10 protein-coding genes are annotated in these 14,918 nt (G+C 50.3%); 7 read left to right on the forward strand and 3 right to left on the reverse strand.

Annotated elements, in window-relative coordinates; genetic code table 11:
- Positions 1–32: 32 nt before the first annotated feature.
- From JJD41_RS16695 to JJD41_RS16720, 6 genes are all read left to right on the forward strand, one after another.
- Positions 33–1,592: an alternate F1F0 ATPase, F1 subunit alpha gene (locus JJD41_RS16695; protein ID WP_200668572.1), complete on the forward strand. Its 1,560-nt coding sequence runs from the start codon at positions 33–35 to the stop codon at positions 1,590–1,592.
- Position 1,593: 1 nt separating this feature from the next.
- A complete protein-coding gene (locus JJD41_RS16700) occupies positions 1,594–2,496 on the forward strand; it encodes a F0F1 ATP synthase subunit gamma (protein ID WP_200668574.1) in 903 nt (300 codons plus the stop codon).
- 78 nt (positions 2,497–2,574) lie between these two features.
- A complete protein-coding gene (locus tag JJD41_RS16705; RefSeq protein ID WP_200668576.1) occupies positions 2,575–3,441 on the forward strand; it encodes a hypothetical protein in 867 nt (288 codons plus the stop codon).
- A gap of 221 nt (positions 3,442–3,662) precedes the next feature.
- The gene (uvrA, locus tag JJD41_RS16710) at positions 3,663–6,653 is read left to right on the forward strand and encodes an excinuclease ABC subunit UvrA (RefSeq protein ID WP_200668586.1); all 2,991 of its coding nucleotides are present in this window, start codon (positions 3,663–3,665) and stop codon (positions 6,651–6,653) included.
- Between the two features lie 475 nt (positions 6,654–7,128).
- Positions 7,129–9,645: an ATP-binding protein gene (locus JJD41_RS16715; RefSeq protein WP_200668597.1), complete on the forward strand. Its 2,517-nt coding sequence runs from the start codon at positions 7,129–7,131 to the stop codon at positions 9,643–9,645.
- 212 nt (positions 9,646–9,857) lie between these two features.
- Entirely contained in the window at positions 9,858–10,847 is a 990-nt protein-coding gene (locus JJD41_RS16720; protein WP_200668599.1) for a phosphotransferase enzyme family protein, read from the forward strand.
- A 20-nt stretch (positions 10,848–10,867) separates the two neighbouring features.
- Here JJD41_RS16720 and JJD41_RS16725 read toward each other — a convergent pair whose 3' ends face one another.
- From JJD41_RS16725 to JJD41_RS16735, 3 genes are all read right to left on the reverse strand, one after another.
- Complete coding sequence (locus JJD41_RS16725) at positions 10,868–11,404, reverse strand: Cif family virulence factor (protein ID WP_200668601.1); 537 nt, start codon at positions 11,402–11,404, stop codon at positions 10,868–10,870.
- Between the two features lie 334 nt (positions 11,405–11,738).
- The gene (locus tag JJD41_RS16730) at positions 11,739–12,164 is read right to left on the reverse strand and encodes a DUF2358 domain-containing protein (RefSeq protein ID WP_200668604.1); all 426 of its coding nucleotides are present in this window, start codon (positions 12,162–12,164) and stop codon (positions 11,739–11,741) included.
- Between the two features lie 81 nt (positions 12,165–12,245).
- Positions 12,246–12,785 (reverse strand): pentapeptide repeat-containing protein, encoded by a 540-nt coding sequence (locus JJD41_RS16735; protein ID WP_200668606.1) that lies wholly within the window; start codon positions 12,783–12,785, stop codon positions 12,246–12,248.
- 348 nt (positions 12,786–13,133) lie between these two features.
- Between JJD41_RS16735 and JJD41_RS16740 the strand changes: the two genes are divergently transcribed.
- On the forward strand, positions 13,134–14,669 hold the full coding sequence (locus tag JJD41_RS16740; RefSeq protein WP_200668608.1) for a SagB/ThcOx family dehydrogenase: 1,536 nt from the start codon (positions 13,134–13,136) through the stop codon (positions 14,667–14,669).
- The last annotated feature ends 249 nt before the right edge of the window (positions 14,670–14,918 follow it).

The raw sequence follows: 14,918 nt of genomic DNA on the forward strand, positions 1-14,918 counted from the left end.
TTCAACATATTTTCAGCCAGAGGACGAAGTGAATGACGAGCGATCGCGTATTAGAAAGAGTTTTAGAAGCCACTCAATCTACTTTTAATTCGGTATTACACGAATATCGACCGCGCCTTCAAGTGCGAGAAATCGGTCGCGTAAAATCCGTTGGTGAAGGAATTGCCAGGGTCTCGGGATTGCCGAATCTTAAGATCGATGAATTACTCAAATTTCCCGGGAATTTATTCGGGATTGCATTCAATTTAGATCCGGATGAAATCGGCGTAATTTTATTAGGAGATAGCGATCGTCTGGAAGCGGGAGATGAAGTGTATCGTACCGGAAACGAGCTTAAAGTTCCCGTCGGCGAATCCCTACTCGGTCGCGCGATCGATGCGACGGGACGATCGCTCGATGGCGGCGAACCGATTCAAGTAGAAGAACGGCGATCGATCGAACGGGAAGCCCCGGCGATTATGGATCGGGCTCCGGTCACCGTTCCCCTACAAACGGGCTTAAAAGTGGTCGATGCGCTGATTCCCGTGGGACGGGGACAGCGAGAATTGATCGTCGGCGATCGCCAAACGGGAAAAACCGCGATCGCCCTCGATACGATCGTCAACCAACGAGACAAAAACGCAATTTGTATCTATTGCGCGATCGCTCAACGTAACTCAGCCGTCGCCAAAGCCGTTTCCAAATTACATGAGAGCGGCGCGATGGACTACACGATCGCCGTAGTCGCGGGTGGCGAAGATCCCCCGGGATTGCAATACATTACCCCCTACGCCGCGACGACAATGGGCGAATATTTTATGGAACGGGGACACGACGTTTTAGTCGTTTACGACGATTTAACCCGCCATGCGTGGGCGTATCGCGAACTGTCGTTGTTGTTGCGTCGTCCCCCCGGTCGCGAAGCGTATCCCGGCGATATTTTTTACATCCACTCTCGCATGTTAGAGCGATCGACTCACTTAAGGGACGAACTCGGTGGCGGTTCTCTCACGGCGTTGCCGATTGTCGAAACTCAAGCGCAAAATATTTCCGCTTACATCCCTACCAATTTAATCTCGATTACCGACGGTCAAATTTATTTATCCCCGGATTTGTTCCAAAAAGCTGTATTACCTGCGGTAGATGTCGGTAAATCGGTCTCTCGCGTCGGCGGAAAGACTCAACTCGCCGCTTACAGCCATGTTTCCGGCGATCTGCGCCTCTCTTATTCCCAATTCCAAGAAGTAGAAGTTTTCGCCCGTTTCGGAACTCAACTCGATGAAGATACCCGACAAACGTTACAACGGGGGCGAAGAGTGCGAGAAATTTTCAAACAACCGGAGTCACAACCGATACCCGTGGCGGAACAAATTGCGGTGTTGATGGCGGCGAACGAGGGGATTTTCGACGACATCCCTTTAGATCGCATTGAAGATGCAGAAAATGCGGTCAGAGAACGGACGATCGATCGCCACCCGGACTTGTGCGATCGCATCGAAAACAGCGAAAAATTGAGCGATGACGATCGCCAGTCCCTCGTGGAAGTCGCCGGGGATGCGATCGCGCCTTTTTTAGACGATAACGAAGTAGAAAATAGCGCAGATAACGACTGATATGACAACTCCAGAAGCCTTAAAATCTACCATTACTCGGGTTGAAGATTTGCAATCCGTAGTTAAAACAATGAAAGCGTTAGCGGCGGTCAGCATTCGCCAATATCAAAAAGCCGTCCAATCTCTCGCCGATTACAACCGTAGTGTAGAAATGGGCTTGCAAATTGCGCTCAAACACCAGTATTTTGAGGGCGATGATTTTGGCGAATTTTTGGGCAATTTCAATCCCAAAACTGCTCGCTTGGGGGCGATCGTTTTCGGTTCCGACCAAGGACTGTGCGGTCAATTTAACGAACAAATTGCCGAACGGGCGATCGCCTATTTCCACGAACACAACGAAACGATCGATCGCCTCTCAATCGCCGCCGTCGGTGCGCGGGTTGTCCTGCCCATTCAAGCCTCAAAATACGAAATTGACGCCCTCTTTTCCGTCCCCAGTTCGGCAAAAGAAATTACCCCCATGGTGCAAGAACTTATTCTCAATATCGAACGGTGGCGAGAACAGGGCGAAATCGATCGCGTGGTTCTCTTTTACAATCATTCCGTTTCCGGTTCTAGTTACGAATCTCGGGTGTTTCCTCTCTTACCCGTCGATCGCCAATGGTTATCTAACCTACAAAATAAACAGTGGCCGAGTAACGTAATGCCCACCTTTACCATGGATTGGCAAGTTCTCTTTTCGGCATTAATTCGGCAATATCTTTTTGTTTCTCTCTATCGCGCTTTTGCCGAATCTTTAGCGAGTGAAAACGCCAGCCGTCTGTCTTCGATGCAAGCGGCGGAAAAAAATATTAACGAACGTCTCGAAGATCTGACGGGTCAATATCGGCGCCAGCGCCAAAGCTCGATTACCGGAGAACTTCTCGATATTGCTGCCGGATTTGAAGCATTAACTGACCGCTAAATCGACAAGGATGATTTTATCGATTAAAATTCTTTTATATCCGCCTTTGCTCAATCTTCCCCGTCTCGATCCATGTTCGTGATTGAAAAGATCTGCTGGAAATCGATCGCCCTCCTCGGCGCGATCGCCGTTGTAACGCCCCTCGCCGCCTGTACGTTTCCGGGACAAGCTGAAAACGATCGCTATATCCATTTGAGCAGTTCTGAGGGTAAAAATAGCGATCGCCATGTCGATCTTAAAACCCTAACGAAACTGAGCGACAATACGTTTCAATATACGATCGTTGTCGGATCGAATCGGCGAGAATTTGAATCGGAAGCGATCGTTAATTGTAGCGATCTTCGACGAGTAGAACTGAAACAAGCTCGCTTTTATAACGAAAATGGCGAAGTCGATCGCACCGAACAGCGCGATCGTAAAATCACGGTACGACCGAACGATCCCAATCAAGTTTATTACGAAGCCAATCGCGCAGTTTGCGAACGAGTGGGCGATTCGATCGCCGTCCCGCCACCGGAGGAAATCGCCTACGAAACTTATTACAATTCCCGATTTAATTATGCGGTGAAATATCCGAGGGATCTGCTCGTTCCCCAAGGGGAAGCTCAAAACGGAGACGGTCAATCGTTTATTTCTGAGGACAATCAGATCGTGATGAGTGTTTACGGGACTCACCATACTCTCCATGGCAGTTTGGACGGTTGGTATCGCGAAGCGACGCGGAGGAGCGATCGTCGAGAAGTAACGTATAAAGTTCGTCGAGATAATTGGTTTGTAGTTTCGGGATACGATGACGGATTTGTTTTTTATCAAAAGGTCGTAGAAGAACGGGAAGAGGGGGGCGTTTTCAAGGTTTTAGAACTTCGTTACCGTCGATCGCTGCAATCGCAATTCGATCCGGTGGTGGCGGAAATTGCTAATTCTTTTACAAGCAATCCGCAATAAGTAGGAATGCAAAAGTTTGCATCCCTACCGCTTAGTTCTCGTGCGAGCGATCGCCGATTGAGGAAACAGGAAAAACACCGAGCGATCGTCGGGAAGGATCGATCGGTCATCCCCGATCCCATGGGGAACGGGACGACCGGGACACGAAGCGATCGCCCGGATCGAAAATCGATGGCTCGAAACCCGCTAAAATTGTTAAGGAATGTATCGCAGACTACCCCATGCCTAACTCTGCTGTCTCTGACAACCAACCTGCCGAAACCGAGAACGGCAAGTCAGTCCCCCCCTCTGTCGCGCCGACGACAGGTAATCCGAACTGCATTCGGATTCGGGGGGCGCGGCAGCACAACCTCAAAAATCTCAACCTCGAACTGCCGCGCGATCGCCTGATCGTGTTTACTGGGGTGTCCGGTTCCGGGAAATCTTCCCTCGCCTTCGATACGATTTTTGCCGAGGGTCAGCGTCGCTACGTCGAATCCCTGAGTGCTTACGCCAGGCAGTTTTTGGGACAACTGGACAAGCCGGACGTGGAGGCGATCGAGGGGTTATCCCCGGCGATTTCGATCGATCAAAAATCCACCTCCCACAACCCGCGTTCCACCGTGGGGACGGTCACCGAAATTTACGACTATTTGCGCTTGCTGTTCGGACGCGCCGGAGAACCGCACTGTCCGCACTGCGATCGCTCGATCGCGCCGCAAACGATCGATCGAATGTGCGATCGGGTCATGGAGTTGAGCGATCGCACGAAATTCCAAATTCTCGCCCCGGTGGTGCGCGGGAAAAAAGGCACCCACAAAAAACTGCTCTCCAGCCTCGCCAGCAATGGCTTCGTCCGGGTTCGGATCGACGGCGAAATCCGCGACCTGTCCGACGCGATCGCCCTCGATAAAAACCAAAGTCACACGATCGAAATTGTCGTCGATCGCCTCGTCAAAAAAGACGGTATCCAAGAACGTCTCGCCGATTCCCTCTCCACCGCCTTGCAAAATGCCGAAGGCGTCGCGATCGTCCTCATCCAGCCGGATAGCGACGACCAACCGCCGCGCGAAATCGTCTTTTCCGAAAACTTCGCCTGTCCCGAACACGGGGCCGTGATGGAAGAACTCTCGCCGCGCCTATTTTCCTTCAACTCCCCTTACGGCGCCTGCCCCCAATGCCACGGATTGGGCAGTTGGCGCGCCTTTTCCCCAGATCTGGTGATTCCCGATCGCCAAGCCCCCGTTTACAGCGCGATCGCCCCGTGGTCGGAAAAAGACAGCACCTATTACCTCAGCGTCCTCCACAGCGTCGGACAGGCGTTCGGGTTCGACATCAACACGCGCTGGAAAGACCTCACCCCGACCCAAGAAGCGGCGTTACTCAACGGATCCCCCGAACCGATCTGGATCGAAACCGAATCGCGCTATCGAGACACCAAAGGCTATTACCGCCATTTCCCCGGGGTGTTGGGAATGCTGCAACGCCAGTACGAGGAAAGCAGTTCGGAAACCCAAAAGCAAAAACTCGAAGTCTATCTCGTCGATCTCCCCTGCGAACAGTGCGGCGGAAAACGGCTCAAACCCGAAGCCCTCGCCGTTCGCGTCGGACAGTACGGCATTCTCGACCTGACCGGAGTTTCGATCGCCGAAGCCCTCGATCGCGTCAATGACTTGGAATTGAGCGATCGCCAAGCTCAAATTGCCGAACTGGTTTTGCGGGAAGTGCGATCGCGCCTCCAATTTCTCCTCGATGTCGGCTTGGACTACCTCACCCTCGATCGCCCCGCCATGACCCTTTCCGGCGGCGAAGCCCAACGCATTCGCCTCGCCACCCAGATCGGAAGCGGACTCACCGGGGTGCTTTACGTCCTCGACGAACCCAGCATCGGACTGCACCAACGGGATAACAGTCGTCTCCTCGACACCCTCACCAAACTCCGAAACCTCGGCAATACCTTAATTGTGGTCGAACACGACGAAGACACGATCCGCGCTGCCGATCGCATCGTCGATATCGGTCCCGGGGCCGGGGTTCACGGCGGGGCGATCGTCGCCCAAGGGTCTCTCGAAACCCTCCTCAATGCAGAAGAGTCCCTCACCGGGGCTTATTTGTCCGGGCGCCGCGCGATCGCCACCCCCACCGAGAGACGACCGGGAAACGGGCGATCGCTCGTCCTCAAAAACTGTCGGCGCAACAACCTCAAAAACATCGACGTGACCCTTCCCCTCGGCAAACTCGTGTGCGTCACCGGGGTCTCCGGTTCCGGGAAATCCACCCTCGTCGAAGAACTGCTCTATCCGGCGCTGCAACACCACCTCACCCGCAAAGTCCCCCTTCCCGAAGACCTCGACGCCCTCGAAACCCCGGGTACGAAAACCATTAAAGATGTCGTCGATAAAACCATCGTCATCGACCAATCGCCGATCGGCAGAACCCCGCGATCGAACCCCGCCACCTATACCGGAGTGTTCGACGTCATCCGCGCCCTCTTCGCCGAAACCATCGAAGCTAAAGCCCGGGGCTACAAACCCGGTCGCTTCTCTTTCAACGTCAAAGGCGGACGCTGCGAAGCCTGTGGCGGTCAAGGCGTCAACGTCATTTCGATGAACTTCCTCCCCGACGTTTACGTTCAGTGCGACGTGTGCAAAGGAGCGCGCTACAACCGCGAAACCTTGCAAGTCAAATACAAAGGAAAATCGATCGCCGACGTCCTCAACATGACCGTCGAGGAAGCGTGCGCTCTATTTGAAAATATCCCCCGCGCCGCCACCCGCCTGCAAACCTTGGTCGATGTCGGTCTCGGTTACATTCATTTAGGACAACCCGCCCCTACCCTGTCCGGCGGCGAAGCCCAACGGGTCAAACTCGCCACGGAATTATCGCGCCGGGCCACGGGAAAAACCCTTTATTTAATCGACGAACCGACTACGGGACTGTCATTTTACGACGTTCACCAACTGTTAAATGTTTTGCAACGATTAGTCGATAAAGGCAATTCCGTTCTAATTATCGAACACAATTTGGACGTGATTCGTTGTGCGGATTGGATTATCGATCTCGGTCCGGAAGGGGGAAATAAAGGGGGCGAGGCGATCGCGATCGGCACCCCCGAGCAAATTGCCGAACATCCCCTTTCTTATACAGGCAAATATCTGAAGGAAGTGTTGAAGGGGAAAGAGATAAGGGAAAAGGGAAAAGGGAAAAGCGAAAAGGGAAAAGCGAAAAAGTAAGAGTCTCCAGGGGGGGAATCCTTCGGCTGGGCTGAGGATTCCCGCCTTTGCTACGACGGTAACAGGCTCGATCTAGAGCCTCGTCTCTTCAGACGAATAGAAATTTAGAAAATGGTTTAATTTTCGTAAATTATACGGGTTTGTGAATAGTTTAGCGGCATCTTTTTCATGGGTTCAAACTGAACCGAAACAAGAGAATTTGCACGATTGTCCTTTAAAATATCCTCGTACTTCCCCGGCGATCGTCCCGGTTAGAATAAAGTTTCTCTCCCGCAACTTCTCGATCCCTATTGGGTAGGCGCGATCGGGGAACGATGGCTTTCTAATTTGGCCACGAGGCGATCGCCTTATCCTCAATTGGGTTAAAATGTTTAAGAATGTAACGATTTTATAAATTCGAGTCAAGAAATAAATTGGATTTCTATAATATTAAACAACTCAATTCAGGTTTGGGCGATCGCGCGACTGCACGTCAATGAATAGCAACCTCCACTCCACATATCCCGAAGTCGATCTGACAAATTGCGACCGGGAACCCATACATATCCCCGGTTCCATTCAACCGCACGGATTGCTGTTGGCTTTCAAAGAGCATACCTTCGAGATCGTACAAGCCAGCACCAATATCGCTACCATTTTTCAATGCCAAGTCCGTGAATTAATCGGTCAATCTCTCAGCCTATTATTAGATCCTACGGATCTCGAACTGCTGTCCCAGCATCTCAGACACCAAGATATTAGCGGCAGGAATCCGATTCCCCTATCCGTAGAAGCGGAAGGGAGAAAGTTATTATTTGACGGAATTATCCACCGAAACGATGGATTGGTCCTTTTAGAGTTAGAACCCGCGCGCACGCGATCGAACCTTTCCTTTTTAAACGTTTACGACTTACTGAGAAATTCAATTTCCAAGATCCAAAACACCGCGACCTTGCAGGAACTCTGCGAAAAAATGGTTCGGGAAATTGGCAAACTCACGGGATTCGATCGCGTGATGATGTACCAGCTCGATCCGGTGGAAGGTTACGGAACCGTGATCGCCGAATGTAAAGCACCGCAGTTAGAGCCTTATTTAGGATTGCGCTATCCCGCGTCGGACATTCCCAAACAAGCGCGCCAACTGTATTACTCAAATTGGTTGCGAATTATTCCCGACATTCGCTATCAACCGAGTCCGATTGTTCCCGAACTCAATCCCTTCACCGATCGCCCCTTAGACTTGAGTTTTTCAGTATTGCGCAGTGTCTCCCCCATTCACATTCAATATTTAGAAAATATGGGGGTACGCGCCTCGATGTCAATCTCCCTGATTCACAAAGATCGCTTGTGGGGATTGATCGCCTGCCATCACTATTCGCCAAAATATATCGCTTACGAAGTCCGGAAAACCTGCGAATTTCTCGGACAAATTATGTCTTTGGAAATTGATTCCAAAGAAAACAATCAAGATTACGATTACAAAATCGAATTAAAATCTATCGTCACTCGCTTAATTGAATATATGTCCGTTGAGGACAACTTTATCGATGGGTTAGTCGGGCGACAACCCAATGTTTTAGAGTTGGTTGGAGCTTCGGGAGCGGCGATTTATTTTGACGATCGCTTCCGAGCGATCGGCAAAACTCCCGACAAAGAACGACTCGATAAATTAATCGACTGGATCGAAAGTGCGATCGGCGACGAACCCGTATTTCAAACCGATTGTCTGTCCAAATTTTATAAAGAAGCGGAGCAATTCAAACAGACGGCGAGCGGCTTATTAGCAATTCCGATCGCCCGCCATCCGAGGAAATACGTTCTCTGGTTCCGACCGGAAGTCGTGCAAACGGTGAAATGGGCAGGAAACCCCAACAAACCCGTAGAAGTAGAAGAAGATGGCAGCGAATCGTTAACGCCGCGTCACTCGTTCGATTTGTGGAAAGAAACTGTTTACGGGCGATCGCTACCGTGGAAAGCGTGCGAAGTCGATGCGGCTTTAGAGTTGAGAACCGCACTGATTCATATTGTTTTGCGAAAAGCCGAAGAACTGCAACGGCTCAATGAAGCCTTACAACATTCCGAAGCGCATTCTCGGCAGCAAGCCAGTAAACTAGCCGAAGCCTTAGAACGACTCAAACGCACTCAAACCCAACTGATTCAAACTGAAAAAATGTCGAGTTTGGGTCAGTTAGTCGCTGGAATTGCCCATGAAATTAACAATCCGATTAACTTCATTTACGGCAATCTCACCCATGCGGATAACTACACTCAAGATTTAATTAATTTACTCTATCTCTACCGCAATCATTATCCCGTGGCGCCGCCAGATATCGAAGCCCAAGCGGAGGAAGTCGATTTAGAGTTTCTGATTGAAGATTTGCCGAAAGTTTTACAATCGATGAAAGTCGGGGCGGAACGAGTGCGAGAAATCGTGCGGAGTTTGCGAAGTTTTTCCCGTCTCGACGAAGCCGACATGAAACCCGTCGATATTCACGAAGGCATTGAAAATACATTAATGATTTTGCAATATCGTCTCAATCCAGAGCAGAAAGGCGGGATTGAAATTATTAGAGAATACGAAGAGTTGCCGTTAGTGGAGTGCTATGCGGGTCAACTCAATCAAGTATTCATGAATATCATCAGCAACGCGATCGACGCCCTCGACGGGAATAAAGGGAAAGGAAAAACCCACGCGGAGAAATCGCCGAAAATTTGGATTAGAACTGCAATTAAAGATCGCGATTGGGTCTCGATCCGAATTGCCGATAACGGTCCGGGGATTGAAGAATCGGTCTTGGCGCGGTTGTTCGATCCGTTCTTTACCACGAAACCGACCGGAAAAGGGACGGGTTTGGGCTTGGCGATCGGCTATCAGATTATTACCGAAAAACATGGCGGCAAATTGTACTGTGTTTCGCAAAAGAAACGCGGGGCGGAATTTGTGATTGAAATTCCCCAACGCCAACCGATTCAGACATCCGCCGCCCCCAAGAAAACCTCGGAACGGATGTAGGCGGCGATCGCGAATTTCTCGATTTTGGGGTCGGCAGACCCATTTTTTTTGTGTACTGTTACACAAATAACGATTGCAGGAACGCAGACTTTATACCCTTGAGACGGTGATGGTTTTGGTGGGTGCAGTGGCAGTAGAAATTGTCGTCAACCGTTGAATGCCGTTCGCCTCATCAATCCATCGATCGATTCGTTCCTGCGCGGCAAAATCTTATGATTCACGAGGTCTTTCCGGTTATCTACTCGACCCTGAACGCCGAGGCATTGGTCGATCGCGTTCTCGCCTGCTACCCTCTCGACCCGGTTCGTCGTTGTCAGTTTTGGCATCGCGGCTTGAGTGACGTTTACGTGGTAGAAACGTCACGGCAGATGTATGTTTTGAGGGTTTCCCACTACCACTGGCGATCGAAGTCAGAAATTGATTTTGAATTGGAATTGCTCGATTTTCTCGATCGCCACCACCTCCCGGTTGCGGCCCCGTTGACCACGATCGCCGGAGACCTCTCGGTAACGATCGCGGCGCCGGAGGGCGATCGCTACGCGGCCCTGTTTCCTTACGCCCCGGGAACGGTTCCGGTGGGGGACTTCAACCCGACCCAAAGTTTTGCGATCGGCGAAACTCTGGCCAAAATCCATCAAATTTGCCAGAAATTTCGTCCTCGGGGGGTTCGCCAGTCGTTAACCCCCGATTACTTACTCGAAGATGCCCTAGAGGCGATCGCGCCTTTCCTCAAACACCGCCCCCACGACCTCCAACAGCTACGAGAGGCAATCGGCGCGATCGAAGCCCGACTCGCCGAACTGCCCCAACACAGCCCCTTTTGGACCGTCTGCTGGGGCGACCCCCATAGTGGGAACGTCCACTTTACCCCCTCCGGACAGATGACCTTATTCGATTTCGATCAATGCGCTTATGGTTGGCGGGCCTTTGATATCGCCAAGTTCTGGCAAGTTTCCTTACGCGCCGGGACGAGTAAAGCCGTCCGTCAGGCTTTTCTCGAAGGGTATCAAGGTGTCGAACCCCTCAGCCAACGAGAACTCGACGGTTTGCAATCCCTCACTCAAATGGCCCATCTCTGGATGTGGTCGATCAATCTCCACAATGCCCGTCTTTACAACTACAGTCGCTTAGACGAGAGCTATTTTACTCAACGTCTCGAACACCTCAAATTGTTACGGTCTTCCTCGTGGCAATTATTTTGATCTTTCGAGGGGCGATCGCGCTAATCTAAATATTCGACGTTACGAACTTCCGTAGCGAAAATTTTCCATTCTCCATTAGATTTTTTGAGGATATGTACCGCTTGAATGCGGTTATTTCTAAATTCAGGACCGCTAATTTTGGTCGTGGTTTGGGTGACTTGAACTTGTGCTTCGTTACTCGATTGCGAGATCACTTCCAAGCTGTTAATTTCGTATCTGAGGTTGTAATTGTCGATTAACTGTTGGGTGAAACTGCGGGTAAAGTCGTAAACCGGTGAATTTTCATCGATGGTCGCCATGTAAGCGTCGATATCTTCGTTGTTTAAGGCGCGCAAATTTTCACGAACTGCCGCTTCGATCGCCTGTTTTTGTGCGGCATTTCCTCCTTGTTGCAGTTGAGCTACGCGGGTGACCGGATGGCTTGCACGAGTCATCCCTTCTGCGTTCTGCTGGCTTGGTCCCGGCGCGGCACTGGCAGGATTGGCGATCGCGGCGATCGCGGAAAGAGCCACCGTCACCCCAACTTTTCTTAATAGTTGAAAATTAAAAGCTGACATAAGTTTTAGAATCAATCAAATTACCTCTTATGCCTAGCAAAAAAAAAGGCGATCGTCAATAGTTATACTATAGCCTTCCTCAATCAATTGGATCGGAGTTCCCTACCTGAAACCCTTGGGAGTGCGAGCATCCCGATCGCCAGTTTTGTTCCAAGAAATTTAGGCTCGCTATATGGCTCTAAAAGTAGGAGAGAGGCATCCTTGGTAAGGAAATGTTACTGCTCTTTTCTTCCCTTCACGTCCTCTCCTTCTTTTTAATAAAAAGTAACCCGAATTGGCTTCAACTCTTTGTTAAGCGATCGAGAAAACCGATCGCCCGTTCGAACTTTTTAATTTAATCTCCCCGACGGAAAAACTGTTTTAAAATTTCGCTCGGCTTGCGATCCCAGCGATCGATATGTTCGTAAATGAATCCTCGTTCGTCAAATTTATAAGTTGAGTTGCCATTGAAGAAAATACGAGCTTTCCACGGTACCCGTAAGGTACCGCGCACGGTCCATTCTACGAAAAGGGTATTTTCGCTCGCTTGGCGCACGTCGGCAACGTCAAAATCAAGTTCAGTAAAAAAGAGTTGACCGTGGAAACGTAGGGTCCAAAAAATAATCCGATAGTTGAATTTTCCTTTGAACGTATTGACCGGGTCTTGAAAAAAGATATCGTCTCGGTAAATATCGTAAGAAATATCCCGTTTAAAAAGGGTCGGTAAATCCTGTTTTAGCGTGGCGATCGCGCGATCGACGTCGATGACAACCTCGTTCATGGTAATTGTATTAAGGGACGGGCGATCGTTATTTTATCGGCTTTTTCCGAGTCTGACTAGCGATCGCCAACCGCCAAGGGTTCAGCGATCGTGATAGCGGCGATAGCCATCGGGATAAACCGTCAGGCGATCGAGATAAGCTTCCGATAAATCGCACTGCTGGACGCGAAACAAATTGCATCCATATAATTTTGTTCCACTCAATCGGGTGCGTTCCAAAATTGCGCGGCTTAAATTAGCTTTTGACAGATCGGCATTACTTAAATCGGCATTAGAAAGGTCGGCATTTTGAAGATTGGCGCCGGACAAATTTGCACCGCTTAAATTAGCGCCCCGTAAATTAACGCGCGATAAATTAGCGCCTGCTAAATTCGCATTCGATAAATCGGTTTGATATAATTTTGCATCACTTAACTCGATCGCGATGGCTTGAGCTAGTGCTACCTTTGCGTAAGATAAATTGGCATAAGGTAAGTAGGCTTCAGTTAAATTACTACTAACCAGATTGATTTCTTGCAAATCTGCTTCAAATAAATCGATAGCCGCCAGATCTGTTTCGGCAAAATCGCGACGACCTGCTCCATATTGAGCTAATACCTCTTTGGCACTGAGTTTCTGCATAACAATGTGTTTTCTTCGTCAACCCCTTCCATTGGCTGCACGTCTGCTGACTATAATAACGACCGAGAGTAGATGGTTTGAGTATCGATCTCAAAAAGTTTTTGAGCATTAATACTTAGTCTTTTTTGAGGTTAACGGAATGTAACAACAATCTCATTTTTCTTTAAATTTTTTTAATACTTAATCCCGATCGCCGCGACCTTGCGCGAGGCGATCGCCTTTTCTGCCGCAATTACGGAAGCGCCCGGGTAAAGACTTAGTATTTTTACTTAGAAACTTCGCCTTTTCCGCCTCACTAATGTCAAGATCGGAAAGAATGTTCAACAAAAATAGTGACGCACTCCCCCTATGCCAGATCTGCCAATTTCGATCGCCCAACACTATCACGATCGCACCAAATACGACCCCGACACCCTCGCCGCGAAAGCGCGAAAGTTGGATTGGGAAAATCAACCGATCCCGTTTAAAGAATACAAGATCGGCAAGACGATCGACCTCAAACCGTATCTGAAAAAACTGTCCGAAGAAGAGCGCAAAGACCGAGGGGTTCTCGGCTTGAAGCGACTGTCGCGGCTGTTATTCTGCACTTACGGACTGACCGCCAAAGTGCCGACGAGTACCGGAAATCCCCTCTATTTTCGGGCCGCACCTTCCGCCGGAGGCTTATACCCGGCGGAAGTGTACCTAATCTCTCAAGGCACTCCCTTTCTGCCTCCCGGACTTTACAACTACCAAACCAAAACTCACTCCCTGATCCGCTTCTGGGATGCAGACGCCTGGCCCACCTTGAAAGGCTCGTGTTTTTGGCATCCCGTCTTAGAAAGTACGAGACTGGCGATCGCCACCACCGCCGTATTTTACCGCTCCGCTTGGCGTTACGAAGACCGCGCCTACCGTCGTATTTTTCTCGATACGGGCCACTTACTCGGCAACCTCGAACTCGCCAGCGCCTTAACCGACTACCGACCTCACGCTATCGGCGGCTTTCTGGATGCCTCCCTCAACAAGCTGTTTTATCTCGATCCCGACCGAGAAGCAGCGATCGCCGTAATTCCCCTCGCCGACTTGCTGGCAGTCGATCAGAACCTGCCCCCCTATCGTACCGCTTTACCCTCTGCCACCCAAACCACCTATCCCGAGGTCGCCGACGGGGACTTACTCACCTACTTCCACCACGCCACCGAGATCGATACCGATACCAGTGGTACCGGAGGCTGGACCCGAGACAGCGAACCGGAAGAACGGGAAGATAAATATAATTTGCCCTTTTGTTCTAAAGTCTCCACCCGAACGCCCCCCATCGATTGGGGTGAAAATCTCCAAGGATTGGAAAATACGATCCTGCGCCGCCGTTCTACCCGCAGCTATAACGGCGCCTCGATTACTTTAGAAGAACTCAATGCCATTCTCGATTTTACCTACCATCCAGAACATTATCTCTATCAAGGATTGGACGGACAACCGGACTTTTTCGACCTGACCTTACTCGAAACCTTTGTCGCCGTCTCTTCCGTGGAAGGGTTGGACGAAGGCTGTTATTATTACGCCCCCAAAGCGGAAGAGTTACGCCAAGTGCGGTTTAAAAACTTCCGTCGCGAACTGCATTTCTTGTGTTTGGGACAAGATTTAGGGCGGGATGCTGCCGCCTTGGTCTTCCATACGGCAGATTTGAAAAAGGCGATCGCCAAATACGGCGATCGCGTTTACCGCTACCTGCACATGGACGCCGGACATCTCGGTCAACGGCTCAATTTAGCTGCAATTTACATGGGATTGGGCGTCAGTGGGATCGGCGGCTTTTTCGACGATCGCGTCAACGAAGTTCTCGGCATTCCCGAAGATGAAGCGGTCATTTATATTACCACCTTGGGCAGACCCCGTTAGCCGGATCTAGGGAGGAGGAAATCGAGACTCGCGCCGATCTCAAAGCCTGTGGTGCGGGCATCTTGCCCGCCGCTCCTTCCCTCGATCTACAATCTACAATCTAACCTCTAACCTCTCTATGAAATCTCGAATTCGCTCGATCTTCAGCATCGGTTTATTTATCCTTCTCTCCGTCGCCCTCGGCGTTTTAAGTGCTAACTTTATCTTTGCCCTCATCCAAAAATTTGCTTGAACTCGACTCAAATCCGA

Source organism: Oxynema mangrovii CENA135 (genome assembly GCF_016632315.1).
Taxonomy (GTDB): Bacteria; Cyanobacteriota; Cyanobacteriia; order Cyanobacteriales; family Laspinemataceae; genus Oxynema; species Oxynema aestuarii.

Bases quoted from the DNA above. Each gene is read 5' to 3' on its own strand.
- JJD41_RS16695 (WP_200668572.1), top strand. From the start codon at position 33: ATGACGAGCGATCGCGTATTAGAAAGAGTTTTAGAAGCCACTCAATCT.
- JJD41_RS16700 (WP_200668574.1), top strand. From the start codon at position 1,594: ATGACAACTCCAGAAGCCTTAAAATCTACCATTACTCGGGTTGAAGAT.
- uvrA (WP_200668586.1), top strand. From the start codon at position 3,663: ATGCCTAACTCTGCTGTCTCTGACAACCAACCTGCCGAAACCGAGAAC.
- JJD41_RS16715 (WP_200668597.1), top strand. From the start codon at position 7,129: ATGAATAGCAACCTCCACTCCACATATCCCGAAGTCGATCTGACAAAT.
- JJD41_RS16720 (WP_200668599.1), top strand. From the start codon at position 9,858: ATGATTCACGAGGTCTTTCCGGTTATCTACTCGACCCTGAACGCCGAG.
- JJD41_RS16725 (WP_200668601.1), bottom strand. From the start codon at position 11,404: ATGTCAGCTTTTAATTTTCAACTATTAAGAAAAGTTGGGGTGACGGTG.
- JJD41_RS16730 (WP_200668604.1), bottom strand. From the start codon at position 12,164: ATGAACGAGGTTGTCATCGACGTCGATCGCGCGATCGCCACGCTAAAA.
- JJD41_RS16735 (WP_200668606.1), bottom strand. From the start codon at position 12,785: ATGCAGAAACTCAGTGCCAAAGAGGTATTAGCTCAATATGGAGCAGGT.
- JJD41_RS16740 (WP_200668608.1), top strand. From the start codon at position 13,134: ATGCCAGATCTGCCAATTTCGATCGCCCAACACTATCACGATCGCACC.